Source organism: Pontibacillus salicampi (assembly GCF_042434395.1).
GTDB lineage: Bacteria > Bacillota > Bacilli > Bacillales > BH030062 > Pontibacillus > Pontibacillus salicampi.
Genome location: NZ_JBHLTP010000009.1, coordinates 134368 through 161319 on the forward strand (window position 1 = coordinate 134368; position 26952 = coordinate 161319).

The 26952-nt window shown below is 41.5% G+C and carries 27 protein-coding genes; 26 read left to right on the forward strand and 1 reads right to left on the reverse strand.

Annotated features, from left to right (window positions below):
- Positions 1–4: 4 nt before the first annotated feature.
- The 7 genes from recG to rnc all read left to right on the forward strand — a co-directional run bounded on the left by recG (position 5) and on the right by rnc (position 6493).
- Positions 5–2041 (forward strand): ATP-dependent DNA helicase RecG, encoded by a 2037-nt coding sequence (recG, locus tag ACFFGV_RS11000; RefSeq protein ID WP_377347712.1) that lies wholly within the window; start codon positions 5–7, stop codon positions 2039–2041.
- An 80-nt stretch (positions 2042–2121) separates the two neighbouring features.
- A complete protein-coding gene (gene fapR / locus ACFFGV_RS11005; protein ID WP_377347714.1) occupies positions 2122–2697 on the forward strand; it encodes a transcription factor FapR in 576 nt (191 codons plus the stop codon).
- A 2-nt stretch (positions 2698–2699) separates the two neighbouring features.
- Positions 2700–3707: a phosphate acyltransferase PlsX gene (gene plsX / locus ACFFGV_RS11010; RefSeq protein WP_377347720.1), complete on the forward strand. Its 1008-nt coding sequence runs from the start codon at positions 2700–2702 to the stop codon at positions 3705–3707.
- Positions 3704–4645, forward strand: a complete 942-nt coding sequence (fabD, locus tag ACFFGV_RS11015) for an ACP S-malonyltransferase (protein ID WP_377347722.1) — start codon at positions 3704–3706, stop codon at positions 4643–4645. Before plsX ends, fabD begins: the two co-directional genes overlap by 4 nt.
- Before the next feature lie 2 nt (positions 4646–4647).
- The gene (gene fabG / locus ACFFGV_RS11020) at positions 4648–5388 is read left to right on the forward strand and encodes a 3-oxoacyl-[acyl-carrier-protein] reductase (RefSeq protein WP_377347724.1); all 741 of its coding nucleotides are present in this window, start codon (positions 4648–4650) and stop codon (positions 5386–5388) included.
- Positions 5389–5475: 87 nt separating this feature from the next.
- The gene (gene acpP / locus ACFFGV_RS11025; protein ID WP_377347726.1) at positions 5476–5712 is read left to right on the forward strand and encodes an acyl carrier protein; all 237 of its coding nucleotides are present in this window, start codon (positions 5476–5478) and stop codon (positions 5710–5712) included.
- An 82-nt stretch (positions 5713–5794) separates the two neighbouring features.
- Entirely contained in the window at positions 5795–6493 is a 699-nt protein-coding gene (rnc, locus tag ACFFGV_RS11030; RefSeq protein WP_377347728.1) for a ribonuclease III, read from the forward strand.
- A gap of 273 nt (positions 6494–6766) precedes the next feature.
- Here the strand turns inward: rnc and ACFFGV_RS11035 are convergent, their stop codons facing one another.
- Positions 6767–6994, reverse strand: a complete 228-nt coding sequence (locus ACFFGV_RS11035) for a DUF1128 domain-containing protein (RefSeq protein ID WP_377347730.1) — start codon at positions 6992–6994, stop codon at positions 6767–6769.
- Between the two features lie 134 nt (positions 6995–7128).
- Here ACFFGV_RS11035 and smc point away from each other — a divergent pair, with 134 nt between their 5' ends.
- The 19 genes from smc to topA all read left to right on the forward strand — a co-directional run bounded on the left by smc (position 7129) and on the right by topA (position 26926).
- Positions 7129–10701: a chromosome segregation protein SMC gene (gene smc, locus ACFFGV_RS11040; protein ID WP_377347732.1), complete on the forward strand. Its 3573-nt coding sequence runs from the start codon at positions 7129–7131 to the stop codon at positions 10699–10701.
- Between the two features lie 14 nt (positions 10702–10715).
- Entirely contained in the window at positions 10716–11783 is a 1068-nt protein-coding gene (gene ftsY / locus ACFFGV_RS11045) for a signal recognition particle-docking protein FtsY (RefSeq protein WP_377347734.1), read from the forward strand.
- A gap of 86 nt (positions 11784–11869) precedes the next feature.
- Complete coding sequence (locus ACFFGV_RS11050; RefSeq protein ID WP_377347736.1) at positions 11870–12193, forward strand: putative DNA-binding protein; 324 nt, start codon at positions 11870–11872, stop codon at positions 12191–12193.
- A 13-nt stretch (positions 12194–12206) separates the two neighbouring features.
- Positions 12207–13559, forward strand: a complete 1353-nt coding sequence (gene ffh / locus ACFFGV_RS11055) for a signal recognition particle protein (protein ID WP_377347738.1) — start codon at positions 12207–12209, stop codon at positions 13557–13559.
- 154 nt (positions 13560–13713) lie between these two features.
- Entirely contained in the window at positions 13714–13986 is a 273-nt protein-coding gene (gene rpsP / locus ACFFGV_RS11060) for a 30S ribosomal protein S16 (RefSeq protein WP_377347740.1), read from the forward strand.
- A gap of 14 nt (positions 13987–14000) precedes the next feature.
- Positions 14001–14228, forward strand: coding sequence for a KH domain-containing protein (locus tag ACFFGV_RS11065; RefSeq protein WP_377347742.1), 228 nt, complete (start codon positions 14001–14003; stop codon positions 14226–14228).
- Positions 14229–14355: 127 nt separating this feature from the next.
- A complete protein-coding gene (locus tag ACFFGV_RS11070) occupies positions 14356–14745 on the forward strand; it encodes a YlqD family protein (RefSeq protein ID WP_377347744.1) in 390 nt (129 codons plus the stop codon).
- 9 nt (positions 14746–14754) lie between these two features.
- On the forward strand, positions 14755–15273 hold the full coding sequence (gene rimM, locus ACFFGV_RS11075) for a ribosome maturation factor RimM (protein ID WP_377347746.1): 519 nt from the start codon (positions 14755–14757) through the stop codon (positions 15271–15273).
- Complete coding sequence (gene trmD, locus ACFFGV_RS11080) at positions 15273–16010, forward strand: tRNA (guanosine(37)-N1)-methyltransferase TrmD (protein WP_377347749.1); 738 nt, start codon at positions 15273–15275, stop codon at positions 16008–16010. The genes rimM and trmD overlap by 1 nt, the downstream gene beginning before the upstream one ends.
- Before the next feature lie 128 nt (positions 16011–16138).
- Positions 16139–16483 carry a 50S ribosomal protein L19 gene (gene rplS / locus ACFFGV_RS11085; RefSeq protein WP_377347751.1) on the forward strand — a complete coding sequence of 115 codons (345 nt, stop codon included), beginning with the start codon at positions 16139–16141 and terminating at the stop codon, positions 16481–16483.
- A gap of 163 nt (positions 16484–16646) precedes the next feature.
- Complete coding sequence (gene lepB / locus ACFFGV_RS11090) at positions 16647–17207, forward strand: signal peptidase I (protein WP_377347753.1); 561 nt, start codon at positions 16647–16649, stop codon at positions 17205–17207.
- A gap of 14 nt (positions 17208–17221) precedes the next feature.
- Positions 17222–18082, forward strand: a complete 861-nt coding sequence (ylqF, locus tag ACFFGV_RS11095; RefSeq protein ID WP_377347755.1) for a ribosome biogenesis GTPase YlqF — start codon at positions 17222–17224, stop codon at positions 18080–18082.
- Between the two features lie 160 nt (positions 18083–18242).
- Positions 18243–19016, forward strand: coding sequence for a ribonuclease HII (gene rnhB, locus ACFFGV_RS11100; protein ID WP_377347757.1), 774 nt, complete (start codon positions 18243–18245; stop codon positions 19014–19016).
- Between the two features lie 20 nt (positions 19017–19036).
- The gene (locus tag ACFFGV_RS11105; protein ID WP_377347759.1) at positions 19037–21082 is read left to right on the forward strand and encodes a hypothetical protein; all 2046 of its coding nucleotides are present in this window, start codon (positions 19037–19039) and stop codon (positions 21080–21082) included.
- Positions 21079–21348 carry an EscU/YscU/HrcU family type III secretion system export apparatus switch protein gene (locus tag ACFFGV_RS11110; RefSeq protein WP_377347761.1) on the forward strand — a complete coding sequence of 90 codons (270 nt, stop codon included), beginning with the start codon at positions 21079–21081 and terminating at the stop codon, positions 21346–21348. The genes ACFFGV_RS11105 and ACFFGV_RS11110 overlap by 4 nt, the downstream gene beginning before the upstream one ends.
- Before the next feature lie 279 nt (positions 21349–21627).
- Positions 21628–22788 carry an ADP-forming succinate--CoA ligase subunit beta gene (gene sucC / locus ACFFGV_RS11115; protein WP_377347762.1) on the forward strand — a complete coding sequence of 387 codons (1161 nt, stop codon included), beginning with the start codon at positions 21628–21630 and terminating at the stop codon, positions 22786–22788.
- An 18-nt stretch (positions 22789–22806) separates the two neighbouring features.
- Entirely contained in the window at positions 22807–23709 is a 903-nt protein-coding gene (sucD, locus tag ACFFGV_RS11120; RefSeq protein ID WP_377347764.1) for a succinate--CoA ligase subunit alpha, read from the forward strand.
- A 68-nt stretch (positions 23710–23777) separates the two neighbouring features.
- Positions 23778–24671: a DNA-processing protein DprA gene (gene dprA / locus ACFFGV_RS11125; protein ID WP_377347766.1), complete on the forward strand. Its 894-nt coding sequence runs from the start codon at positions 23778–23780 to the stop codon at positions 24669–24671.
- Positions 24672–24844: 173 nt separating this feature from the next.
- On the forward strand, positions 24845–26926 hold the full coding sequence (gene topA, locus ACFFGV_RS11130; RefSeq protein WP_377347768.1) for a type I DNA topoisomerase: 2082 nt from the start codon (positions 24845–24847) through the stop codon (positions 26924–26926).
- Positions 26927–26952: the final 26 nt, after the last annotated feature.

Here is a 26952-nt window from a genome sequence, read left to right on the forward strand (position 1 = left end):
TGACGTGATGGAACAATCGGTTTTACAAATTTCCGGCATCGGGGAAAAGATGCAAGAATCATTAGAAGATATGGGCATTTATACAATTGGGGATTTCTTGTTCTACTTTCCGTTTCGCTATGAAGATTTTGAAGTGAAGCCATTAACAGAGCTTGCTCATGAAGAAAAAGCAACGATAGAGGGAGAGGTTGTCGGAGAACCTCTCCTTACCTTTTACGGGAAGAAGAAGTCACGACTGACCTTTACGGTTCAGGTCGAACAATTTGCTGTAAAAGCAGTAATGTTCAACCGAGCCTTCGCTAAAAAACAGCTTATCTCAGGAGAAACGGTGACGTTGACAGGAAAATGGGATCAGCATCGAATGCAAATTACTGTCAGCCAATTTAAGAAAGGGAAGATGAAGAAAGAAGCAGATATTCAGCCAGTTTACTCGTTAAAAGGAGATGTAAAGCTTAACTTATTCCGAAAATGGATGAGTAATGCGGTCAAAGAATTTGGAGAGCATGTTCCTGAAATTCTTCCTCCTGCATACTTGGATACATATAAACTGCCTGAGCGTGGTAATGCTTTGGAAACCATGCATTTTCCTAAGAATAAGAAGATGCTGAAGCATGCGAAACGAAGATTTATTTATGAAGAATTTTTGTTGTTTCAATTAAAAATGCAGCTGCTTCGAAAAATGAAGCGAGAAGCCACAACTGGAAATGCCATTCAATATAATCAGCAAGCGGTTCGTGCATTTGTGGAATCCTTACCATTTCAATTGACAGGAGCACAAAACAAATCGCTGCAGGAAATTATGAAAGACATGACCTCACCTTATCGGATGAACAGGCTCCTGCAAGGAGATGTCGGTTCCGGGAAAACCGCTGTTGCAGCAATCGCATTATATGCTTCCGTTACTGCTGGGAAGCAAGGCAGTTTAATGGTACCTACAGAAATACTCGCAGAGCAGCATTATGAATCGCTGCAGGAATTGTTCGGGGATCATGTTCAGGTTGTCCTTCTTACCGGTTCTGTGAAAGGGAAAAAGCGTAAGGAGATACTGCATCAAGTCGAGACGAAGGAAGCGGATATTGTTGTAGGAACACACGCTCTTATCCAACAGGAGGTTCACTTTAGTGACCTTGGCTTGGCGATTGTCGATGAGCAGCACAGATTTGGTGTAAACCAACGTCGTTCTTTAAGGGACAAGGGTTTGTTCCCAGATGTTTTGTTTATGACGGCTACCCCCATCCCTAGAACTCTTGCAATAACAGCCTTTGGTGACATGGATGTGTCCGTTATCGACGAAATGCCTGCCGGGAGGAAGGAAGTAGAAACCTATTGGGTAAAAGACCATATGTTGGATAGAGTATTGACATTCATTGAAAAAGAAGTAGAAAGTGGACATCAAGCATATGTGATAAGTCCTCTCATAGAGGAATCTGATAAGCTTGATATTCAAAATGCAGTAGATGTTTATCATCAGCTACAGCATTATTTTGAAGGGAACATTCGTGTTGGTCTGATGCATGGCAGATTAACCGCCGAAGAAAAAGAAGATGTGATGAAGCAATATGCCGATAACGAGGTCCAGGTGCTCGTTTCTACAACCGTTGTGGAGGTAGGAGTAAATGTTCCGAATGCTACGATAATGCTTATCTATGATGCGGAACGCTTTGGACTCTCCCAGCTTCATCAGCTGAGAGGAAGAGTAGGAAGGGGTTCAGAGCAGAGCTATTGTATTTTATTAGCAGATCCTAAAAATGATGTCGGTAAAGAACGGATGCGCATTATGACGGAAACCTCGAATGGCTTTGAGCTCTCTGAACAGGATTTACAGTTGAGAGGGCCAGGTGATTTTTTTGGCAGTAAGCAAAGCGGCGTTCCCGAGTTCAAAGTAGCTGACATGGTCCATGATTATCGAGCATTGGAAACAGCACGTCAAGATGCGCAGCATATTATTGAAGAGGGGCTGCTGGAAAGGGACCCTTCCTTTCAACAGCTGTATGATATGTTACAAGAGGACCCAGTACTAAAAGGGCAAGTATTGGACTAATTACAATCCATCCTTGCATAAGATAGTCAGGTATTATATATTACTATTAGTACCTAGTCATAAATGGACGGTGTAGCTTGATGAAACGAAATAAAAAAGAACGCCAGGAACGTCTTCAGGAGACAATCGTTGAAACGCCATTTATAACAGATGAAGAATTGGCCAGGATGTTTGGGGTTAGTATTCAAACTATCCGGCTTGATCGCATGGAACTGTCCATTCCAGAGCTTCGGGAACGCATTAAGTCTGTAGCTACCCATCAATGGAATGAAACGGTTAAAGCGCTTCCTATAGATGAAGTAATCGGCGAGATAGTCGATCTTGAATTAGATAAGAAAGCCATTTCTATTTTAGATATAAAGGATGAACATGTTTTTTCAAGAAACAGGATTGCGAGAGGACACCATATTTTCGCTCAGGCTAACTCCCTTGCAGTAGCTGTTATTAATGATGAGTTAGCGTTGACCGCAAAATCAGAAATCCGCTTTAAGCGTCAAGTTAATCAAGGGGAGCGAGTAGTTGCAAAGGCAACTGTTCGAGGCCATGACGATAAAGGAAGAACAATCGTCGCTGTGCAAAGTACGGTAGAGAATGAAATGGTGTTCTCAGGTGAATTTGTTATGTTTCGTTCAAATGATCATAAAGGAGAGGCCTAGCCGTGAGGATTGCAATAGATGCCATGGGAGGAGATCATGCTCCTAAAGAGGTTGTGCTTGGTGCTATAGAAGCAGTTAAGCTGAATAAGGACCTTCACATTACCCTCATAGGTAATGAAGAAACAATCAAAGCACATTTAGAGAGTAATATCTCTTCCATTGATATTATACATACAACAGAAGTTATTACATCAGAAGATGAGCCTGTTAGAGCAGTGCGCCGCAAAAAGAATGCATCTATGGTGTTAATGGCTCAAGAGGTAAAGGAAGGCCGAGCGGATGCTTGTATCTCAGCTGGAAATACCGGAGCTTTAATGAGTGCGGGCCTTTTTGTAGTGGGTCGTATTGAAGGAATTGATAGACCGGCATTAAGTCCGACACTACCTACTCTTGATGGCAGTGGATTCCTGTTACTGGACGTAGGGGCGAATGTCGATGCAAAGCCAGAACATTTAGTACAATATGCCATCATGGGCTCCATTTACGCAAAGGAAGTAAGAGGTATAGAGAATCCTCGTATTGGTCTTATGAACATTGGCACAGAAGCAGGCAAAGGGAATGACCTTGTTAAAAAGACGTATGAGCGTCTGCAGCAGGCACCTATTCATTTTGTTGGCAATATCGAATCTCGTGATTTGTTAAATGGAGAGGCAGATGTAGTCGTTGCAGATGGGTTCACGGGCAATATCGCTTTAAAGACTATTGAAGGAACAGCTATGTCTATGTTCTCTATGATAAAGGATACATTAATGTCGAACTGGAAGAGTAAGCTTGCAGCTGGCATGATTAAAAATGATTTACGTGGACTCCGAGATAAGCTTGATTATTCCGAATATGGAGGAGCTGCCCTGTTCGGGCTTGCGTCTCCAGTTATTAAGGCACACGGCTCTTCGAATGCTCGGGCGATTGTCAATGCGATTAATCAGGCTGTATATATGGTGGAGCATAATGTCAATGCTACGATTGAAGAAACGGTCTACCGTTTGAATCAAGAGGAGGATAACAGATGAAGAAGATAGCCTTTGTTTTCCCTGGGCAGGGCTCTCAAGGGGTTGGTATGGGAAAAGCTTTTTACGACCAATATGAGGATGTTCAGGCTCAGGTAAAGAAAGCAGATGAACTATTAGATATACCGTTATCTACGTATATGTTTGAGGGACCAGAAGATACGTTGACGAAGACAGAACATGCACAACCAGCACTTTTATTAACAAGTTCAATCATTACAGGCTTATTAAAGGAGCGCGGCGTACAACCTCAAATGGTAGCTGGGCATAGCCTTGGTGAATACAGTGCGTTAGTGGCTGCGAATGCTATTTCTATGGATGATGCCTTGAAGCTTGTACAAACGCGTGGTCGTTTGATGGAGGAGGCTGTCCCATCTGGAGAAGGATCCATGGCGGCAGTGCTTGGACTCGATGGTGAGTCTATCGAAGCTGTGACACAGCATGTGAGAGATAGTGGCGAAGTGGTGGAGATAGCTAATTATAATTGCCCAGGTCAAATTGTTATTTCTGGTTCTGCTAAAGGAATAGAGCTTGCAGTTGAACAGTTGAAAGAAAAGGGCGCAAAACGAGCGATGCCTTTAAACGTTAGCGGGCCATTTCATTCCAGTCTGATGAAACCAGCGAGTGAGAAATTTCAGCAAACATTAGAAACTGTTTCGATTCTGGATGCGGAAGTGCCTGTTTACGCCAATGTTACTGCTGAACCAATCAGGGATCAGACAAGGATTTTTGAATTGTTGATAGAGCAATTATATTCACCAGTACGTTTTCATGAAACGTTGGAGAAAATGGTGTCAGAGGACCTTGATGCTATAGTCGAAGTAGGTAATGGAAAAGTGTTAAGTGGGTTAGTACGCAAGGTGAACCGTCGAACAAAGACATTTGCCATACAGGATCCCGAGAGTTTAGAAGCATTTATAGAATGGTACAAGGAGGATTAAGCATGCTACAAGGAAAAGCTGCACTGGTGACAGGAGCTTCCCGAGGTATTGGACGGGCAATTGCTCTAGAGCTTGCAAAAAACGGTGCTAAGGTTGCCGTGAACTACGCCGGAAATGAACAAAAGGCTCAGGAAGTAGTAGACGAGATTCTATCCATGGGCTCAGAAGCCATAAAAATTCAGGCTAATGTATCTTCAGAAGATGAAGTGAAAGGTATGGTTAAGCAAGTTACGGAGCAATTCGGGAGGATTGATATCTTGGTAAACAATGCTGGCATAACGAGAGATAATCTATTAATGCGTATGAAAGAAGAAGAGTTTGACGAAGTTATTGATACAAACTTAAAGGGCGTCTTCCTTACAACGAAAACGGCCAGCCGACCAATGATGAAGCAAAAGGGTGGAAAGATCATCAATATTGCTTCTGTGGTAGGAGTTAGCGGTAATGCTGGGCAAGCGAATTATGTGGCAGCAAAATCGGGTGTTATTGGTCTTACCAAAACGTCTGCTAAAGAGCTTGCAACTAGGAATATTATCGTCAATGCAGTAGCACCTGGATTTATTGAAACAGATATGACGGATGACTTAACAGATGAGCAAGTAGAGTCAATGCAGAACATGATTCCGTTAGCTCGACTTGGAAACGGCGAAGATATTGCCAAGGTTGTTCGGTTCCTTGCTTCAGATGATGCGAATTATATTACGGGCCAGACTATTCATGTTGATGGTGGGATGGTCATGTAATTTGGGGCTGAGCGCTAGGAAAAATCTCGCCACCATCTAGTTTTTTTAAACGAAATCCTCTATAATTACTGAAGGGAGGTGACAAGAATGGCAGATGTATTAGAGCGTGTAAAAGGTATTGTAGCAGAACGTCTAGATGTAGACGCTTCTAAAGTTACAATGGAAGCTTCCTTTAAAGATGATCTAGAAGCTGACTCTCTAGATGTTGTTGAACTTGTTATGGAATTAGAAGATGAGTTTGACATGGAAATCTCTGATGAAGATGCAGAGAAAATTCAAACAGTAGGCGATGCTGTTAACTACATAAACAGCAGCAATCAATAATAGAGGTACAGAGTCTCGCCATTAAGCGAGACTTTCTCTGTATTCTATTGGTGCCGTTTAAGGAATCAATGAGATAGGTGGCATGAGAATAGTGGATTTTCAAACATTTCAACACCAGATTGGGATATCTTTTCAAAATCAGGCATTGTTAGAGCAAGCTTTTACCCATTCATCTTATGTGAATGAGCATCGTAGTAAGGAATATGAGGATAATGAGAGATTAGAATTTTTAGGAGATGCAGTACTAGAATTAGCTATCTCCCAATATTTATTTCGTAAATATCCAGAAATGGCAGAGGGAGAACTCACCAAATTCCGGGCTTCCATCGTATGTGAGGCTTCTTTGGTCCGTTTCGCCCATGATCTCCATTTCAGTGACCTAATTTATTTAGGTAAAGGGGAAGAGATGACAGGTGGAAGGACACGTCCAGCATTACTTGCTGATGTGTTTGAAGCATTCATTGGTGCCCTTTATCTAGATCAAGATTTTGATACGGTTATATCTTTCTTACAAACGTTTGTGTACCCAAAGATTAAAAAAGGTGCTTTTTCGCATGCGATGGATTATAAAAGCCAACTTCAGGAAGTCGTGCAACGAGAGCGTAATGGCATTATCGAATACGAAATAGTTGAGGAAAAAGGACCTGCTCATAATCGAGAATTTGTTGCCCATGTGTCTATTCAGGGGAAACGAGCAGGTATAGGTCTTGGCCGCACAAAGAAAGAAGCAGAGCAAAGTGCTGCAAAGGAAGCATTGCAATCATTTGATGTAGAAGTATAAGAAAAGTGCTGCAGAGTTAGTCTCGCAGCACTTTTTTTGATTGATGGTCAAACTAAAACTAATAGTTAGAACCTATTAAAATGAGCTGATTTAGTGTGGAAGAGCGCGTTAGGAAATATAGAGGAAAGCTATCCCGGCTCATCAACACGCCTCCCTTGAATTCTCCTGCAACAGTAGCAAGGATCCAGACTTCCGTATTTCGTCTGGAGAATAAAAAAGGGTATCTCCTATTTGTATGGAATGGATAAGGTAATACCCTTCTTATGTATTCTGTTAGACTTGCTTACGGAATTTGCCTAATTCTCCTACAACAGCTTGAATTTCTGATACGCTTAGCTGTCCCTTCATTTGAACCATGTCATATACTTCTTTAATATTGTCATACTGATCCATATCATAGTCCTCTGGATCCATTAACCCACGATTAACTACTTGTAGCTGTTCAGCAAGCTGATTGATCATAAAATGCAAATTGTCTGTAGTTGGATTGGATAAGTCCATTATTCTCCTCCTTGGCTAATCATTTCACATTGCTTTCTTCTAAGACCTTATTGTTTATGATAAAATAAATAAGTTGAAATTGAAAACAACAACTTAGAAAAAAACAAAAAGTTTATACATAGGAGGAAAATACGATGTTCCTCAAACGGTTAGATACAATAGGATTTAAATCGTTTGCCGATAGAGTTACGGTGGACTTTGTGCCCGGCGTAACAGCTGTGGTAGGCCCTAACGGCAGCGGGAAAAGTAACATTACTGATGCTGTACGTTGGGTACTGGGTGAACAATCTGCTAAATCATTACGAGGTTCGAAAATGGAGGATATTATTTTCGCTGGAAGTGATACTCGGAATGGTTTGAATTTTGCAGAGGTGACATTAACACTAGATAACGAGGATCAGGCATTGCCTATAGATTATCAAGAGGTGTCTGTTACAAGAAGAGTGTACCGTTCTGGTGAGAGCGAGTTTTATATAAATAAACAGCATTGTCGATTAAAAGATATTGTGGAGCTATTTATGGATTCTGGTCTTGGAAAAGAAGCCTTCTCCATCATATCTCAGGGTAAGGTAGAAGAGATCCTTAGCTCGAAGGCGGAGGACAGAAGAACGATATTTGAAGAAGCTGCTGGAGTTTTAAAATATAAGCAACGGAAGCAGAAGGCTGAATATAAGCTTGCTGAAACGCAGGAGAACCTTAATCGAGTAGAGGATATAATTTACGAAATTGATCACCAGCTTGAGCCGTTAAAAGAACAGGCGGCAATTGCTAAAGACTATTTAGAGAAAAAAGAAGAATTAGAACAGCACGAAGTTTCTTTATTAGTTGCTGAAATCGAATCTCTACACGGTCAGTGGGAATCCCTGCTAAAGCAATTAGAGGAACAGAAGGTGCAGGAGGGGCAGCTCAGCACCACAATACAATCCAAGGAAGCGAAGGTAGCCGAAGAGCGCGAAGCTGTTCAGGCGTTAGATGATTCCATCAATGAGCTACAAGAGTCACTCTTGATTGTAACCCAGGAATTAGAAAATCTAGAGGGTAAAAAAGAGCTGCTTTCAGAACGACAAAAGCATTACAAAGAGAATCAAACGAAAATGGAAGAGGATCTGTCTTCTTTGAAGCATCAAACAGAACAAACGAGACAATCCTTTGAAACAGAGCATACCAAATTAAATGAATTAGTAGAGAAACGGGACAATACAAAACAGCAGCTTCAGGAAGTAAAACAGAAGCTTGAGAACCTTAGTCAAAACCATGAAGAACAGATAGAGGAACTTAAAAGCGATTATATAGAGTATCTCAACCAGCAAGCTGCCAAACGGAATGAGCGAAAATCTATCCAGCAGCAAATGGAGCAGACAGATGTTAAAAATACAAGGCTGGAGGATAAATTCAAAGGGTTGCTGGAAGAGCGGCAAAACATTCAGACCCAGAAGGAAGCAGTAAAATCACAGGTAGAGGAAGCCCAACAAGATAGAAGCGTAAAAGAGCAAGAATTAAAAGAGATAGAGGACCAGCTTTCCTCTCTGCAAGAATCCTATCAGGACCAGCAGTCCAAGCTGTATAAGGGGTACCAGCATATTGAGAAGTTTCGATCCAAGAAAGAAATGCTGGAGGATATGAAGGAAGATTTCGCTGGGTTCTATCAAGGTGTGAAAGAGGTATTAAAAGCAAGAGAGCAGGGACAGCTAGCAGGTATAGAAGGAGCTGTTGCTGAACTTGTGGATATACCGAATGATTATATAACCGCTTTAGAGACCACACTAGGGGCTCAGGCTCAGCATGTTGTGACAGATCAGGAAGAGCCTGCAAGGAAAGCAATTGCCTGGCTGAAAAAGCATAACAAAGGAAGAGCTACATTCTTACCTCTTTCATCTATTCAGGCAAAATATATTCCTAATGATCGGTTGTCTACAGCGAAACAGCAGCCTGGTTTTGTTGGAATTGCCTCTGAGCTTGTCCGTTACGACCAAAAATACTCCAACATAGTGAAGCATCTTATGGGGCATGTCATCGTTGCAGATACATTGAAACATGCTAATGGTATTGCCGCTTCGACAGGCCGTAAGTTCCGTATTGTCACACTGGAAGGCGATGTAGTCAACCCAGGTGGCTCTATGACGGGTGGTGCGCAAAAGAAAAGTAACCAATCGCTATTTACTCGTGATAAGGAGTTAGCAGAGCTGACAGACCGGCTTCATCATTATGAGGAGAGAGCTCGGCAATTTGAAGAGGAAATCAAACAGCAGAAAGAGGAGATTACATCCTTAAAAGCTAAGCGACAGACGCTTCAATCTAATCTCGAGGATAGTAAGTCGCTTGAACAACAGTATCAATCCCAATTTAGAGAATGGGAGCTTAAGGAGCAGAACCTGAATGATCATCTCTCCTTATATGACCAGGATAAATCGCAGTTTGAGACAGATCAGCAGCAACTGCAGGAGCGAAATGTGGTGTTGTACGAAGAACTGCAGAGCATAGAACAAAAACTAGCCGCTACCCAGCAGGAAATCGATTCCTTAACAGAGCTGCAAAGTACACAAAAAGCTAGCTATAAACAATATCAAGATGAGCTGAATCAGTTGAATATCCAGTTAGCGGAACAGCAGACCCATGTGGAAAATCAACAGGAAAAAACAGAAACACTTCAATCTCAGCTTGCTTCTTTAGAAGAAACTACAACGAACCAGCAGCAAGAATTAGATGATTTAGAGCAACTGACCAAAGATGGAGAAACACAAGAGGATATCGATAATAGAATCGTGGAAAAACGAGGGTATAAAGAAAATAATACAGAATTGATACGGTCTAGAAGAGAAGAGCGGTCTGTTCGTTCACAAGGTATCGAAGATGAAGAGCGTGAATTAAAGGAGTTAAAGCGGAATTATCAGTCTCTTGTCAATGATATTCAGGATAAAGAAGTACGCTCCAATCGCTTGGATGTGGAGCTGGAAAATCGTTTAGAGCATCTTCGCACAGAATATATGCTTAGCTTCGAAAAGGCAAAAGCGACCTATCCAGCTGTAGACAACATGGAAGAGACAGAGACGAGAGTAAAATTAATTAAACGAGGCATTGAAGAACTCGGTACCGTAAATATTGGCGCTATAGACGAATACGAACGCATTTTAGAGCGTTATACGTTCTTAACAGACCAGCAAAATGACCTATTAGATGCCAAATCTACGCTGTATAACGTGATTGCTGAAATGGATGAAGAAATGGAGAGAAGGTTTGAACACACCTTTTCCCAAATTAAAGAGAAGTTTACAGTCGTCTTCCAAGAATTGTTTGGTGGCGGTCGAGCCGACTTGCGTATGACAGACCCAGACAATATATTAGAAACAGGTATTGAAATTGTAGCTCAGCCACCGGGGAAGAAATTGCAGCACCTTGGATTGCTTTCAGGAGGAGAACGAGCTCTTACAGCCATTGCCTTATTGTTTGCTATATTACGTGTACGACCAGTTCCGTTTTGTGTATTGGACGAGGTTGAGGCTGCCCTTGATGAGGCGAACGTCAATCGATTTGCACAATATTTGAAGGTATTTAGTGAAAATACTCAGTTTATCGTTATTACACACCGTAAGGGTACAATGGAGGAAGCTGATGTACTTTACGGAGTAACGATGCAGGAATCTGGAGTATCAAAATTAGTATCGGTACGTTTAGAGGAAACAAAAGAGCTAGTGGAAGGGAAGAAATAAGGAGGCTAAGAGACATGAGTTTTTTTAAAAAGCTTAAAGAAAAAATTACGAAGCGAGATGAAGAAGAACAGGTATCCTCTGCCGAAACGACTGTAGAGGATAAGGACGAAGATCTGGAAGAAAAGGAAAGCATTTCAGACAAGTTTAAGGATGGCCTGTCCAAGACACGCGATTCTTTTGCAAGTAAGGTAAACAATCTTGTTGCCAAGTATCGTACTGTCGATGAGGACTTTTTTGAGGAATTGGAAGAAATCCTTATCTCTGCAGACGTTGGAGTTAATACTGTTATGGAATTAATAGAGGAACTAGAGATGGAAGTAAAGCGACGTAACATTAAAGATACTTCTGCCATGAAAGAGGTAATCTCGGAGAAGCTGGTAGAGATCTATTACGGTGATGACGATGAAGAAATTGAAGAGCTCACATTAAATGAAGAGGGGCTCTCCGTTGTATTGTTTGTAGGAGTTAACGGAGTTGGCAAGACGACGACCATTGGAAAAATGGCTCAGCGGCTAAAGGACCAAGGAAAAAATGTTGTATTAGCTGCAGGTGATACGTTCCGAGCTGGGGCGATTGAACAGCTGGAGATCTGGGGGGAGCGTGTGGGTGTTCCTGTAGTGAAGCATAGCGCTGGAAGCGACCCTGCAGCTGTTATATATGATGGCATTAAATCGGCTCAATCCAAAGGCGCAGATGTGCTATTATGTGATACAGCTGGAAGACTCCAAAATAAAGTGAATCTCATGAATGAACTTTCAAAAGTGAAACGGGTTATTGAACGAGAGATTCCAGGTGCTCCTCATGAATCCTTGTTGGTCCTCGATGCGACGACAGGTCAAAACGCATTAAGCCAAGCGAAAACATTCTCCCAAAGCACCAATGTATCGGGCATTGTACTAACGAAGCTGGATGGTACAGCGAAGGGTGGTATTGTTATGGCGATACGAAATGAGCTGGACATACCGGTGAAATACGTTGGGCTTGGCGAGAAAGTTACGGATTTACAGTCCTTCGATGCACATGCTTTTGTATATGGCCTTTTTGCGGACATGCTAGAAGAAAATGAACAACAATCTTCATAAGGAAAGGGAAAAGCCTTGACAGTTACTATATGATTTTGTAGTATTTTTATATGTAAAGGCATTTCACTTAACAAGGGGTGCTGAGCTTGCTTGAAAAAACAACACGCATGAATTATCTATTTGATTTCTATCAAGAGTTATTAACCGATAAACAGCGGAGTTATATGGAGTATTATTATTTAGAAGACTACTCCCTTGGTGAGATTTCTGAGGCATTTGATGTTAGTCGTCAGGCTGTCTATGATAATATTAAACGAACAGAAGCGATGTTAGAGGAATACGAAGGAAAGCTGAACTTGTATAATCGTTTCCGAGAACGTCAACAATTATTGAAACAATTAAGAACTGCTTTGGAACAAGGGGAGAATGATGCAATGAGCATCATTTCTACACTTGAGAATTTAGATTAGGAGGACGGCTTATATGGCATTTGAAGGGTTAGCCGATCGCCTGCAGAATACCTTCCAGAAGATTAAAGGAAAAGGGAAGGTCACAGAGGCAGATGTAAAAGAGATGACCCGCGAAGTCCGGCTCGCTTTATTAGAAGCAGACGTTAACTTCAAAGTTGTAAAAGACTTTATCAAACGCATAAAAGAACGAGCAGTAGGTCAGGAAGTAATGCAAAGCCTAACTCCAGGACAACAGGTCATTAAAGTTGTCAAAGAGGAGCTCACGGATTTGATGGGGGGAGAGCAGAGTAAAATTGCTGTCGCCAATAAACCTCCTACTGTCATTATGATGGTTGGTTTACAGGGTGCTGGTAAAACCACCACCACAGGTAAACTCGCCAACCATTTACGGAAAAAGAACAATAAGAATCCTTTACTGGTAGCTGCCGACGTTTACCGACCAGCAGCAATCAACCAGTTAGAAACACTAGGTAAGCAGCTTGATATGCCTGTATTTTCACAAGGGACAGAAGCCAACCCAGTTGATATAGCAAACGGCGCTATCGAGCAAGCGAAGGAAAATCATAATGATTACGTCATTATTGATACGGCTGGACGCTTACACGTTGATGAGCACTTAATGGATGAACTTAAGCAAATTCATTCTAATGTAAAACCAGATGAGGTATTCCTCGTTGTCGATGCGATGACAGGACAAGACGCTGTAAATGTTGCTGAAACATTTAACGAGCAGCTTGATATTTCTGGCGTTGTGTTAACAAAGCTTGATGGTGATACACGTGGTGGTGCGGCATTATCTATTAAGGCCGTGACGGATAAACCAATTAAATTTGCTGGTATGGGTGAGAAGTTAGATGAATTAGAACCATTCCACCCAGATCGAATGGCATCTCGTATTTTAGGCATGGGAGATGTGCTTAGTTTAATTGAGAAAGCTCAAACGGAAGTGAATGAAGATCAGGCTAAAGAGCTCGAACAAAAAATGCGCGATGCTTCATTTACGCTAGATGATTTCCTGGAACAGATGGGTCAGGTTCGAAATATGGGACCACTTGAAGATTTAATTGGCATGATTCCAGGGGCGGACAAGATGAAGGGCTTAAAGAATGCGTCAGTAGATGAAAATCAACTGAACCATATTGAGGCTATCATTCGCTCTATGACCAAGAAGGAAAGAGAAGACCCAAATATTATAAACGCAAGTCGTAAGAAGCGAATAGCGAAAGGGTCGGGACGGAATGTTTCGGAAGTAAATCGACTGCTGAAGCAGTTCACCGACATGAAGAAAATGATGAAACAAATGACGAACCAAAAAGGTAAAAAAGGGAAAGGTGGCATGGGCGGGTTTAAATTACCGTTTATGTAATAGTTCCTTCCGTAATTTGCCGTTCAACTGAGCCCCTTTTGGCTTTTATTTTAATATGTAATGTAAAAACACTTTACACACTTTTGATTGTCTGCTACAATCTTTACTTGTGTAATGAAATTATAATTGAAAGAAATATATGGAGGTTTTTAATATGGCAGTAAAAATTCGTTTAAAGCGTATGGGTTCAAAGCGTAATCCATTTTATCGTGTAGTAGTTGCAGATTCCCGTTCCCCACGTGATGGTCGTTTCATCGAGGAGATTGGAACGTACAACCCAACAGCTACTCCTTCAGAGGTAACAGTTAATGAAGAGAAGGCGTTGGATTGGTTAACAAAAGGTGCAAAGCCATCTGATACAGTACGTAACCTTTTCTCTACACAAGGTATCATGGAGAAATTCCACGCTAAAAAAAATCAAAAGTAAAGTAGTGTGATATCATGCAATCCTTAATTGAAACAATGGTACGACCGCTGGTTGACTTTCCTGATGAAGTAGATGTTAGGGTGCAAGAGGAAGATCACAAAATTACTTATCATCTTTCCGTTCATAAAGAAGATGTAGGTAAAGTGATTGGAAGGCATGGACGTATTGCAAAAGCAATTCGAACAGTTGTCTATGCAGCGGCTTCCCATTCAAACAAAAGGGTTTATCTGGATATCATGTAACAAAGGGAGAGGGATAACCTTTCCCTTTTTTTACATCCTGCAGCCTTTTTCTAGGTACACAATTGAAGCCAGCCGCTGTAATGGTGGAATTAAATATATAGTTACTAAGGCAAACGGAGGACAGATCATGAAGATAATGAAAAAGGTTCCCGTTAAACAAGTACTTACGGAAGCGAGTAAAGCAAAACTGACAGCTGAATTTGAAAAACAGAAAAAACAATTAGATCAAGAATGCCAGCAACTTTCATTCGAGAAAAGAAGGATTGAAATGAAGCAAAACATTTCCCGAGAGGAAGTTTCCAAGCGGTTCCAAAAGGAAATTGATAGACGGAAAGAGAAAATTCGCTGGGTAGACTATAAATTAGAACAGCTCCACATTTTACCCTTGGGCAGTGAAATTACTGAGGGGGAAGTGGAGACGATGGTGGATGTACGTGTTGGGGACGATTGGGACGTCGTTATGAGTGAAGGAGCTATCGTCGTACAGGATGGAAAAGTGATAAGAATGGATGGATAGGTGATAAGAATGGAACAAGATTTGTTTACTATAGGAAAAGTAGTGAATACTCATGGTGTTCGTGGAGAGGTACGTGTCATTCAAGTAACTGATTTTGAGGATCGTTTTGAAGAGGGAAATGTTGTTTATTTCACTCATAAAGAGGCGAACGAAAGAAAGAAGCTCGTCATTGATGGACATCGTATGCACAAGAACTTTCACCTTCTTCATTTTCAGGGGTACGATAATATAAATGATGTGGAAGTGTTTAAAGGCGGAAGGCTTTCTATTATGAGAGAACAACAGCCCCCTTTGAATGAAGGAGAATTTTATTACCATGAAATTATCGGCTGCGATGTCGTTACAACAGCAGGGGAATCGGTTGGTAAAGTGAAGGAAATATTATCACCAGGTGCTAATGACGTATGGGTAGTGAAACGTAAACAGGCACAAGATGCACTAATTCCGTATATTACACAAGTTGTGCAGCACGTCGATGTACAAGAGAAGAAAATTGTAATTGAACCAATGGAAGGATTGCTAGACTAATGCATATTGATATTTTAACGTTATTCCCCCAAATGTTTGAGGGAGTCCTAAACCATTCTATAATGAAGCGTGCCCAGGATATGAACGCATTTTCGTATCAGACGATAGATTTTAGAGAGTACACGGAGAATAAGCATAATAAAGTAGATGACTACCCTTATGGGGGAGGAGCTGGTATGGTCCTATCCCCCCAACCTGTATTCGATGCAGTAGAAAAAGGTACAGCTCCTTCAGAGGAAAAACCTCCACGTATCATTTTAATGTGCCCTCAAGGCGAGCCTTATACACAGGCGAAGGCAGAAGAGCTTGCCCAGGAAGACCATCTCATTTTTATTTGCGGTCACTATGAAGGGTATGATGAACGCATTCGTACTCACCTTGCTACTGATGAAATTTCCATCGGTGACTATGTCTTAACCGGTGGTGAACTGGGTACAATGGTAGTGATGGATAGTGTCATACGGTTATTGCCAGGCGTTCTCGGCAATGAAGCCTCAGCTCCAGAGGATTCTTTCTCCAAAGGGCTGCTTGAGCACCCTCATTACACAAGGCCTAGAGAATTTAGAGGGGTGGAGGTTCCAGAGGTTTTATTATCTGGGAACCATGCTCATATCGATGAGTGGCGTCATCAACAATCATTGAAGAGAACGTACGAACGGCGAAAAGATTTGCTTACTGAATATGAGCTTTCCCCTAAAGAAAAACAATGGATTGATTCTATTGAAAAAAATGAGTAATCTATTGCGATATAGCAGGCAATGTGATATATTAAACTTTGTGCTTAAGTGATCGTACTTAAGAAAAAAACGATGTTCCGCTGCCAGGTACATCCAGGCATGAGCATTAGTGAAGAGGAGTGAAAACCATGCAAAACTTAATCAATGAGGTTACACAAGACCAGCTTCGTACGGATCTTCCTACATTTAAAGCAGGTGACACTGTTAAGGTGCACGTGAAAGTTGTAGAGGGTAACCGTGAGCGTATCCAGGTCTTCCAAGGTGTAGTTATCAAACGTCGCGGCGGAGGAATCTCTGAGACATTTACAGTTCGTAAAATTTCCTACGGTGTAGGAATTGAGCGTACATTCCCAGTTCATTCTCCACGTGTTGATAAAATTGAAGTAACCCGTCGTGGTAGAGTACGTCGTGCTAAGCTTTACTATCTACGTAACCTACGTGGAAAAGCAGCACGTATTAAAGAAATTCGCTAAGAACAACTATGGAAAAAGGAGCTTGCATTGTCAGGCTCCTTTTTGTTATAACGTAAAATGTTTAGGACAACCATAGACTCGAGGCTCTTATTATGTGCTTACATAAACAAGCCGTTAATGAATTGCATGTAGTTGGCTAGTTCAAGTATGTGGAGGGGTAAGGGTGACTGGAAAGCAAAGAAAAGAATGGTTTGACTGGATCAAAGCATTAGGAATTGCAGCCGTAATTGCTATCATAATACGAATGTTTTTATTTTCTCCAGTTATCGTAGATGGTCCGTCCATGTTACCTACTTTACAAAACGGAGATTATTTGATTGTGAATAAATTAAGTTACTCAATGGGAGAGCCTGAACGATTTGATATAGTCGTATTTCAGGCTACAGAAACGAAGAAGTATATTAAAAGGGTCATAGGCCTTCCAGGAGAGCATGTAGCCTATCGGGATGATAAACTATATGTAGATGAAAAACCGATAGAAGAGCCTTTTCTCAAGGAACGGTTAGATCAACTTGGAGACAACCAAACGTACACATTTGACTTTGCTTTAGAGGATTTGCCCGGAGGAAATCAAACAATTCCGGAAGGGTATGTGTTAGTGTTAGGTGATAATCGTAACAATTCTACAGATAGTAGAAGGTTGGGACTTATCTCTAAGGAGAACCTAATAGGCGAGACCCAATTTATTATCTGGCCTCCTAAACGAATAGGCCCGGTCGATTAAAAGAGGGTGGTACAATGACGATACAATGGTTTCCAGGACACATGGCCAAAGCAAAAAGAGAAGTAGAGGAAAAGCTCAAGCTAGTCGATTTTGTCATCGAGCTGGTAGATGCACGAGTACCTTATTCCTCTCAAAATCCGATGCTTCACAAAGTGTTAAACCAGAAAGCGAAAATGGTAATACTCATGAAGCGTGACCTTGCTGACTCCGCTGTCACAACACAATGGATAGAATGGTATGAAGAACAAGGGATTACTGCAATGGCGGTGGATGTAGAAAACAAGCAGGATCTTCAGGCTGTCGTACAAAAAGCAAAAGCATTAGGAAATGAAAAGCTAGAAAGATTGCGTAAAAAGGGAGTACGTCCTAGACCAGCCAGGGCTATGATTATCGGTATTCCGAACGTAGGTAAGTCTACGTTAATCAATAGGCTGGCTAAAAAGAAAATTGCCAAAATTGGAGATCGCCCTGGTGTTACACAAGCACAGCAATGGATTAAGGTGAAGAACGATTTTGAATTACTCGATACCCCAGGTATCCTGTGGCCTAAATTCGAGGAAGAAATTATTGGTTACCGTCTTGCTGTAGTAGGAACGATTAAGGATAATATTCTGCCAATCCCAGATGTAGCAGCGTTCTTTCTGAAATTTTTACAATTACAATATCCTTCCATTTTAGAAGAAAGATATGAACTGTCTCCTTATATGGAGGATATGGACGAAATCTTTCAGCATATCGGAAAGAAAAGAGGCTGTTTAGAAGCTGGAGGGCGTGTAAATTACGATAAGGTTGCAGAGGTTATCATTCGGGACATGCGCTCTCATCGATTAGGCGATATCTCTCTTGAAACACCTGAATCCATTAAGGAGTCCTGACATTTCACTAGAATGTCAGGATTTTTCATGTCCCGTCGGTCAATCATGCCATATCGTTACTGAATCCTCGAACTATGCAAAAGATAACATCCGGAATTAGAAGGTGTACCATAAACGTTTACGGGATTGTGGTCGATATAATAAAGAGGTGGAGAACATAATGTCATATACATATACAATAGCTCAAATTAAACAACATATAGAAGCTGGATTAACAACAGAGGAAGAACTAGCCTTTCGGAGAGATGCGCGGAAGGGTGTGCAGCAGCTTATGCGTAAGTATGATAGAGAGAGGGCAAAGCAGGAGGAGCTGCGTCAGCAATTTAATGACATGAGTAAATGGGAACGTGAGTGCAGAGCGCGTGGAAAAAGGTATATAGCTGGCATTGATGAGGCTGGAAGAGGACCGCTAGCGGGACCGGTTGTAGCAGCGGCTGTCATGCTGCCAGAGGACTTTTATTTACCAGGCTTAACAGACTCTAAGCAGCTTACTTTAGCAGAAAGGGAGCATTTTTTTACATATATTCAAGAACATGCTGTCAGCTATGGTATAGCTATGGTTGATAGTAAGACAATTGATGAAATAAACATTTTACAAGCTACGAAGCAGGCGATGCTCCAAGCAATTCAGCAGTTGAATCCTACTCCAGATCAGCTGCTTATAGATGCTGTTCCCTTGCCAGAGGCTTCCTTGACTTATCAATCTATGCCAAAAGGGGATCAGCGGAGTATTTCCATTGCTGCTGCTAGTGTGCTAGCGAAAGTTTCAAGAGATCGGTATATGAGCCAATTAGGGCAGCAATACCCAGGATACCATTTAGAGAAAAATATGGGATACGGCACGAAAGCCCATTTAGATGCTTTACGGAATCAAGGCGTCACCCCTTACCATCGGCTAAGTTTCGCCCCAGTTAAGGCTGCAGTAAAGCTATAAAAGAGAAGGGAGGGGCTGATATGTCTACAAGCCCTGTATCCAACCTGTTTCAAGCTCTTCAATCTAATCCAGCCAGTAAAGTACAGCAAAGCGTGAAGCCTGGACAAATGATTAGTGGCAAGGTTCTAAAGCTATACCCTCAGCAAAAAGCCCTAATTCAACTCGGGTCAAGGGAAATGACTGCTCAACTGGAGGCCTCCCTAGAGCTAAATGGCAGGTATGTCTTCCAAGTAAAGGCAAATGACCCTGTGCTTACATTACAGGTCATGCAGGAAGCGGTAACGAATAATATCGACCAAGTGGCCTCTATGCTAAAACAGCTCGGCTTTTCTGCCAATAAACAAAGAATCGACTTGGTTCAACAGCTATACAAAAACAACGTCCCGTTTACAGAGCAAAACCTAAAAGAAGCTTTTGCAATAATGGCCCAGGCAAAAGGAGGTAAGCTAGCTCAGCAAGTATTGTTGCATATGATGAAACATAGCATGCCTATCAGACTTCCAGTATGGCAAGCACTCCATAGTAGAATGGGGACAGAGACATCGTTTCTATCAACACTCCAGATTATGAAGCAGGAATTACCGCTGACAAGCAGCTCCTCTCCAAAAGCATTACAAGCTGTTCATCATAGCATGCAACGAATGATGAATAAATCTGTCTCAGAGTCTGTTCACTCTGTTATAGCTAACTTAGTGGACGCAGAAATGCATAGTAAGCATCAACCAACGATGGCCCTGTTGCAAAAAGCTGGACTGCTGTCTGGAGCTGTAACACTGAGAGATGCCCTCACTCAGCAAACGATTAGCGGTATTTCACATAGATTAGAAGGGTTGCTGAATAATCCTTCTACACTACACCAGAGGGAGTGGGGAGCAGTGAATGGGAAACAAACCAATTCCTTCATATCTGAAGGAGTGAAGCAGCTTGTTGCGCTAAAAAGCAGACAGGAAGGTAACCTTGGTGCAATACCTCACCCTCATCTTTCATCGGAACAAGTAATCAAGAATAAGCTTCATAGCATATACCAACAGCAATTACCTGTTTCACAAGGCATGAAACAGCAATTGTCCCATTGGGTTAATAGCCTGCAGCAGTTCACAACTTCCATGAAGGGTTCAAAAGAGAATGCTATCCCTTCCACTGACCAACAATGGAAAGCCTTTTTGCAACAAACGAGTTCGCTATTCCACTCAAGCAATGGTGAAAAACTGCTACAGGTCCTTCAGCGGTATATGCATCAGCATTCATGGAATTCATTGAAAACGTTGGTTGATGCAGCAGTCTTACCTGCCGTGGGTACTTCCAAGCAGGAGGCTATTCCTGCAGCTTTGCAGACATCCCTTTCTGATATTACGGCCAATCAATTAACAAAGGAAGAGCAGCACTCGTTAATTAGGTTATTATCTGTTTATAATCAAGGATCACAAAATCAATACGGAATTAGAGATTCCTTCTACATACAGTGGAAGTCAGCACTGGAAGCAAGCGGTATGAATTATGAACACAACCTGTTTAAGTCATTTCAAGACAATGAATCAATAACGGTTGACCACACCTTGAAGGGGGCTATTCTAAAAGGGATGCAGGAGAATATTTCTTCTGCGTTACTGGATAAAATGCAAAATGTGCTGCATCAATTAAATGGTATTCCCTTGCAGGTACAGGATACAGAACAAACGATGCAGCTGCAACTGCACCTTCCTGGGGAATGGTTCGGAATGGAGCAAAATCTCTTTATGGATATGGAAGGTAAGAAAAACGAAAATGGAGATATTGACCCTGATTATTGTCGCATTTTGTTCTATTTAGAATTAGCGGCATTAAAGGAAACCGTAATTGATATGAGAGTGCAGAAAAGAATTGTGCAAGTAACCATTTATTCCGTGAATGAAGCTGCAGCGGACGTAATTCCTGCCCTTAAACCGGCTTTAGAATCCGGTTTGGAGAAAATCGGTTATCAGTTATCTACGGTTCGTTTTAAATTACCGGATGAACAAGGAACAAATGGAAAGAAGACATCAGCTGTGCGTTCCTACTATGAAGGAGGCTTTGATTTGAAAATATGAATAATTCTAAGCGACAACAGGCAGTTGCCCTGCAATATGATTATGATCAGCATGATGCGCCAAAGGTCGTGGCGAGCGGCAAAGGATTAACCGCTGAGACAATAATTGAAAAAGCGAAGGAGCATCAGGTACCTGTTCAGGAGGACCCTACGCTTGTTCACTTATTAGGGCAGCTGGATATCAATGAATCGATTCCAGAAGAGTTATATCAGGCAGTTGCCGAGGTGTTCGCATTTGTGTATCAATTAGACAAACAGTCTGATTAGCAGGAAAGACATAGGTATATTCTGTTAGGAAAAAGAAAGAAAAAAACTCCAGTCTTTTATCATAATTTTTTTATAAGGATGTATGTAAACACATTATTATCTTAATGGCTGTTAAACGCGAATTATATTAGCATGTGGATTTTCCACATTTCTAAGGCTTTCCTGCAAATTGTATCGAAATAAAATAAAGTTTATACATATGTGTGGGAATTTGTAGACAATTCACACACATTTTTTATACAATGGTCATGCAGTGACAATTTGATGGGAGGATGGAACATGAATATTCATGAGTATCAAGGCAAAGAAATTTTACGAAGCTATGGCGTTGCCGTTCCAAATGGTAAAGTAGCCTATACAGTAGATGAAGCTGTAAGTGCAGCGAAAGAACTAGGCTCAAGCGTATCTGTCGTGAAGGCACAAATTCACGCAGGCGGCCGTGGAAAAGCAGGTGGCGTTAAAGTCGCAAAGAACGAAGAAGAAGTTCGTACATACGCAGATGACATTTTAGGAAAGCAGCTTATCACCCACCAAACAGGTCCTAAAGGCAAAGAAGTTAAGCGCTTACTGATTGAAGAAGGCTGCGACATCCAAAAAGAATATTATGTTGGTATTGTACTGGACCGTGCAACCTCTCGAGTAACGATGATGGCATCTGAAGAAGGTGGAACAGAAATTGAAGAAGTTGCTGCAGAGACACCTGAGAAAATCTTCAAAGAGGTCATTGACCCTGTTACAGGATTAATGCCTTATCAAGCTCGTCGTCTTGCATTCAACATTAATATTCCAGAAGAATTGCTAGGCAAAGCAGTTAAATTTATGATGGGACTATATACAGTATTTGTCGAAAAAGATTGCTCTATCGCCGAAATCAACCCATTGGTAACTACTGGAGACGGAGAAGTTCTTGCGCTGGATGCGAAATTGAATTTTGATGACAACGCTTTATTCCGTCAAAAAGATATTTTAGAATATAGAGATTTAGATGAAGAAGATCCAAAGGAAATTGAAGCTTCTAAACACGACCTAAGCTATATCGCCCTTGATGGAAATATCGGCTGTATGGTAAATGGGGCAGGTCTTGCCATGGCAACAATGGACATTATTAAGCATTATGGCGGTGAACCCGCGAACTTCCTTGATGTAGGGGGAGGGGCTTCCGCTGAGAAAGTAACTGAAGCGTTTAAAATCATTTTATCCGACTCCAGCGTAAAAGGAATCCTTGTGAACATTTTCGGTGGAATTATGAAATGTGATGTAATTGCTGAAGGAGTAGTAGCCGCTACAAAAGAAGTAGGGCTTGAGATTCCGTTAGTAGTTCGTCTAGAAGGAACTAATGTTGAGCAAGGAAAACAAATCTTAAATGAATCAGACCTTGATATCACAGCGTCTGAGTCACTAGCAGAAGCAGCTCAGAAAATTGTCGAGCTAGTAAAATAAGAAAGGGGACGGACCAAGATGAGTGTTTATATTGATAAGAATACAAAAGTAATCGTACAAGGGATCACAGGCTCTACTGCTCTTTTCCATACCAAACAAATGCTGGAGTATGGAACGCAGATTGTTGGCGGTGTAACACCGAAAAAAGGTGGTACAGAAGTTGAAGGAGTGCCTGTGTTTAATACAGTAGAAGAAGCAGTACAACAGACTGGTGCGACAGCATCTGTTGTATATGTGCCTGCAGCCTTTGCAGCGGACGCTATTATGGAAGCGGTTGATGCGGAGCTGGATATGGTAATCTGTATCACGGAACATATCCCTGTTATTGACATGGTTAAAGTAAAACGGTATATGGAAGGCAAGAAAACCCGTCTCGTAGGGCCAAACTGCCCTGGCGTCATTACACCAGATGAATGTAAGATAGGAATTATGCCTGGATATATTCATAAAAAAGGTCACATTGGCGTAGTATCCCGTAGTGGTACGTTAACGTATGAAGCAGTTCATCAGTTATCTGAAGCTGGTGTGGGGCAGTCAACAGCTGTTGGTATAGGTGGTGACCCTGTAAATGGAACGGACTTTATTGATGCTCTGCGTGCATTTCAGGAGGACCCTGATACGTTAGGTGTTATTATGATCGGAGAAATTGGCGGGACAGCTGAGGAAGAAGCAGCACGCTTTGTAAAAGAAAATATGGACAAGCCTGTTGTAGGCTTTATTGGTGGTAGAACTGCTCCTCCAGGTAAACGTATGGGCCATGCTGGTGCCATTATCTCTGGTGGCAAAGGAACAGCAGAAGAAAAAATATCTGTAATGAATGAGTGTGGAATTGAAGTAGCAGACACACCTGCTACAATCGGTGAAACGCTAATTAATGTTTTAAAGAATCAAGGACTTTATGAAAAGTGCAAAACGCATTAATGTAAGAAAACAGGTCTAGCTTCTGACATCAGAAGCTAGACCCTATTTTATGCAGAAGGGGCCCCGCTATGGAAACTATATCAATGAGGCTTAGTCATGTAGCTAGAGCCGTTAACGGAAATCGTAAAATCCTGCGATATTTATTAAGTGTAGATCCATCGCTTGAACATACATTTCACTACTCAGTTGAAGATTGGAAAACACTGCTTCGTCTTTCCTCTTCAAAAGCTCAAACCCTCTTTCAGTTTCTTCATAACTCAAACCAACAATTAGAAACGAGGCAATATGCCCATCAAAATATAATTCTGACTTCCTTTGATGAAGCATTTCCTGCCACGCTTCGGAACATACCAGATCCCCCTCTTGTATTGTATGTAATGGGAGATGTTTCATTGCTGAACTCTTTATCACTAAGCGTTGTAGGAACGAGAAAGCCTACGCTAAGCGCCTATTCCAAAATGGAATATATCTTAAAGCCTGTTATTCAAAAGCAGTGCGTCATCGTTAGTGGATTAGCAAAGGGAATTGATACCTTTGCCCATCAAATCGCGCTTCAGCATAGTGGAAGCACAATAGCAGTACTTGCATTTGGGTTCAAGCACTGCTATCCTTTAGAAAATCGTGTATTAATGAAGGAATTAGCTTCCGATCACCTTCTAATAAGTGAATATCCTCCTTTTCAGCGGCCACAAAAATGGTATTTTCCAGAACGCAATCGCCTTATCAGTGGATTAGGATATGGAACATTTGTAATAGAAGCGATGGAAAGAAGCGGTTCGCTGATTACTGCAGATCAGGCGTTAGAGCAAGGAAAAGAAGTGTACGCTCTTCCAGGGGATATCCAATCTTCAGCTTCAAAAGGATGTAATAATTTAATACAGCAAGGTGCTAAATTAGTTCAACACCCTCAAGACATTATGGAGGATATAGAACATGAGGCACAGATGATGGGTGGACTATGACAAATGGTGGATAATTTCACCAACCCATGCAAAATTTATCAAAAAATGCGTTTGACAAAGGTAAAGGAAATATTTAATAATAGGGAAGATTTTAAAATAAAACAAACGTTCTCGGAAGACAGAGAATGTCTACATTTTGAAAATACTTGAACCCTTTATGGGAGGAACTATATATGGCAGATTATCTGGTAATTGTAGAATCACCAGCAAAAGCAAAAACAATTGAACGGTATCTAGGAAATAAATATCAAGTAAAGGCATCTATGGGGCATGTTATTGACTTACCAAAGAGCCAAATGGGAGTTAATGTTGAAGATAACTATGATCCAAAATATATCACAATTAGGGGCAAGGGACCCATTCTTAAGGAATTGAAGACCGCAGCCAAGAAAGCAAAGAAAGTCTTTCTAGCAGCCGACCCCGACCGTGAAGGGGAAGCTATTGCATGGCACCTTGCGCACAGCTTGAACATGGATGAATCATCAGCTTGTCGAGTAGTATTCAACGAAATAACAAAGGATGCTATAAAAGAGTCCTTTAAGCATCCTAGAACAATAGATATGGATCTAGTGGATGCCCAGCAGGCTAGAAGGGTATTAGACAGACTAGTAGGTTATAACATTAGCCCGCTCTTGTGGAAGAAGGTAAAGAAAGGGTTAAGTGCTGGTCGAGTTCAATCTGTTGCCGTCAAACTAATTATGGACCGGGAAGAGGAAATAAATAATTTCCAGCCAGAAGAATATTGGAGCATTGAAGGTGCCTTCCAAAAAGGGAAAGATGCATTCGAAGGTGCTTTTTACGGATTAAATGGCAAAAAGAAGAAGCTAAGCTCCAAAGAAGATGTAGAGGATGTCATGTCCCGCATGGTTGGGACAGAATTCAGCGTGGACAAAGTAAACAAGCGAGAAAGACGTAGAAATCCCGCATCTCCGTTTACGACGTCTTCTCTGCAACAGGAAGCAGCGAGAAAATTAAATTTCAAAGCAAAGAAAACGATGATGCTTGCACAGCAATTATATGAAGGCATTGAGCTTGGGAAGCGAGAAGGAACGGTTGGTTTAATTACCTATATGCGTACCGACTCAACTCGTATTTCGCAAACGGCTAAACAAGAGGCTTCCTCTTATATTAGTGACAAGTACGGCCAGGACTATTTAGCAAAAGCCAGTGAGCAAAAATCAGGGAATAGTCAAAATGCACAGGATGCCCATGAAGCTATCCGGCCAACTTCAACGCTAAGAGATCCAAAAACGATTAAAGCTAATCTTTCTCGTGACCAATTCCGTCTATATAAGCTGATTTGGGAACGCTTTGTTGCCAGTCAAATGGCTCCAGCGGTCATGGACACAATGACCGCTCACTTGCTGAACAAAGAAGTAGAATTTCGGGCGACGGGATCAAAAGTAAAGTTTAAAGGCTTCATGAAAGTGTATGTTGAAGGAAATGATGATAACAAAAAGGATGAAGATAAATATCTTCCTGAATTAGAGGAAGGAATGACAGTAAAAGCTGCTAACATTGACCCGAATCAGCATTTCACTCAGCCGCCTCCTCGTTATACAGAAGCGCGTCTAGTGAAAACGTTAGAGGAAATGGGCATTGGACGTCCATCCACCTATGCACCTACGTTAGATACGATACAGCGGCGTGGATATGTAAGCCTTGATAATAAACGCTTTGTTCCAACAGAACTAGGTGAAATTGTCATTCAGATATTGCGAGAATATTTCCCGGAAATTATTAATGTAGACTTTACGGTAGAAATGGAAGGGAATTTGGATGCTGTAGAAGAAGGGCAAAAGCAATGGGTTCAAGTTATAGATGACTTTTATAAAGATTTTGAAAAACGCCTAGACAAGGCGGAAGAGGAAATGGAAGAAGTGGAAATCAAAGATGAGCCAGCAGGTGTAACCTGTGAAGAATGCGGCCATGAATTAGTATATAAAATGGGCCGCTATGGTAAATTTCTTGCTTGTTCCAACTTTCCAGATTGTCGTAACACCAAGCCACTTCTAAAAGAGATTGGTGTGAAATGTCCGAAGTGTAAAAAAGGAAATGTAGTCGAACGCAAAAGTAAGAAAAAGCGTACATTCTATGGGTGCGATCGATACCCAGAATGTGATTTCCTTTCCTGGGATAAACCAATTAGTCGTCCATGTCCAAAATGTGACTCTCTATTGGTGGAGAAGAAGGCTAAAAAAGGAACGCAAGTTCAATGTTCGAACTGTGATTATAAAGAAGAAGCGCAAAAGTAAGGTATGGGACTCCCCATACCTTTTTT

Excerpts from the sequence above, each read along its gene's own strand:
- fapR (WP_377347714.1), top strand. The coding sequence starts at position 2,122 with ATGAAACGAAATAAAAAAGAACGCCAGGAACGTCTTCAGGAGACAATC.
- fabD (WP_377347722.1), top strand. The coding sequence starts at position 3,704 with ATGAAGAAGATAGCCTTTGTTTTCCCTGGGCAGGGCTCTCAAGGGGTT.
- fabG (WP_377347724.1), top strand. The coding sequence starts at position 4,648 with ATGCTACAAGGAAAAGCTGCACTGGTGACAGGAGCTTCCCGAGGTATT.
- acpP (WP_377347726.1), top strand. The coding sequence starts at position 5,476 with ATGGCAGATGTATTAGAGCGTGTAAAAGGTATTGTAGCAGAACGTCTA.
- rnc (WP_377347728.1), top strand. The coding sequence starts at position 5,795 with ATGAGAATAGTGGATTTTCAAACATTTCAACACCAGATTGGGATATCT.
- ACFFGV_RS11035 (WP_377347730.1), bottom strand. The coding sequence starts at position 6,994 with ATGGACTTATCCAATCCAACTACAGACAATTTGCATTTTATGATCAAT.
- smc (WP_377347732.1), top strand. The coding sequence starts at position 7,129 with ATGTTCCTCAAACGGTTAGATACAATAGGATTTAAATCGTTTGCCGAT.
- ftsY (WP_377347734.1), top strand. The coding sequence starts at position 10,716 with ATGAGTTTTTTTAAAAAGCTTAAAGAAAAAATTACGAAGCGAGATGAA.
- ffh (WP_377347738.1), top strand. The coding sequence starts at position 12,207 with ATGGCATTTGAAGGGTTAGCCGATCGCCTGCAGAATACCTTCCAGAAG.
- rpsP (WP_377347740.1), top strand. The coding sequence starts at position 13,714 with ATGGCAGTAAAAATTCGTTTAAAGCGTATGGGTTCAAAGCGTAATCCA.
- ACFFGV_RS11065 (WP_377347742.1), top strand. The coding sequence starts at position 14,001 with ATGCAATCCTTAATTGAAACAATGGTACGACCGCTGGTTGACTTTCCT.
- ACFFGV_RS11070 (WP_377347744.1), top strand. The coding sequence starts at position 14,356 with ATGAAGATAATGAAAAAGGTTCCCGTTAAACAAGTACTTACGGAAGCG.
- rimM (WP_377347746.1), top strand. The coding sequence starts at position 14,755 with ATGGAACAAGATTTGTTTACTATAGGAAAAGTAGTGAATACTCATGGT.
- trmD (WP_377347749.1), top strand. The coding sequence starts at position 15,273 with ATGCATATTGATATTTTAACGTTATTCCCCCAAATGTTTGAGGGAGTC.
- rplS (WP_377347751.1), top strand. The coding sequence starts at position 16,139 with ATGCAAAACTTAATCAATGAGGTTACACAAGACCAGCTTCGTACGGAT.
- ylqF (WP_377347755.1), top strand. The coding sequence starts at position 17,222 with ATGACGATACAATGGTTTCCAGGACACATGGCCAAAGCAAAAAGAGAA.
- rnhB (WP_377347757.1), top strand. The coding sequence starts at position 18,243 with ATGTCATATACATATACAATAGCTCAAATTAAACAACATATAGAAGCT.
- ACFFGV_RS11105 (WP_377347759.1), top strand. The coding sequence starts at position 19,037 with ATGTCTACAAGCCCTGTATCCAACCTGTTTCAAGCTCTTCAATCTAAT.
- ACFFGV_RS11110 (WP_377347761.1), top strand. The coding sequence starts at position 21,079 with ATGAATAATTCTAAGCGACAACAGGCAGTTGCCCTGCAATATGATTAT.
- sucC (WP_377347762.1), top strand. The coding sequence starts at position 21,628 with ATGAATATTCATGAGTATCAAGGCAAAGAAATTTTACGAAGCTATGGC.
- sucD (WP_377347764.1), top strand. The coding sequence starts at position 22,807 with ATGAGTGTTTATATTGATAAGAATACAAAAGTAATCGTACAAGGGATC.
- dprA (WP_377347766.1), top strand. The coding sequence starts at position 23,778 with ATGGAAACTATATCAATGAGGCTTAGTCATGTAGCTAGAGCCGTTAAC.
- topA (WP_377347768.1), top strand. The coding sequence starts at position 24,845 with ATGGCAGATTATCTGGTAATTGTAGAATCACCAGCAAAAGCAAAAACA.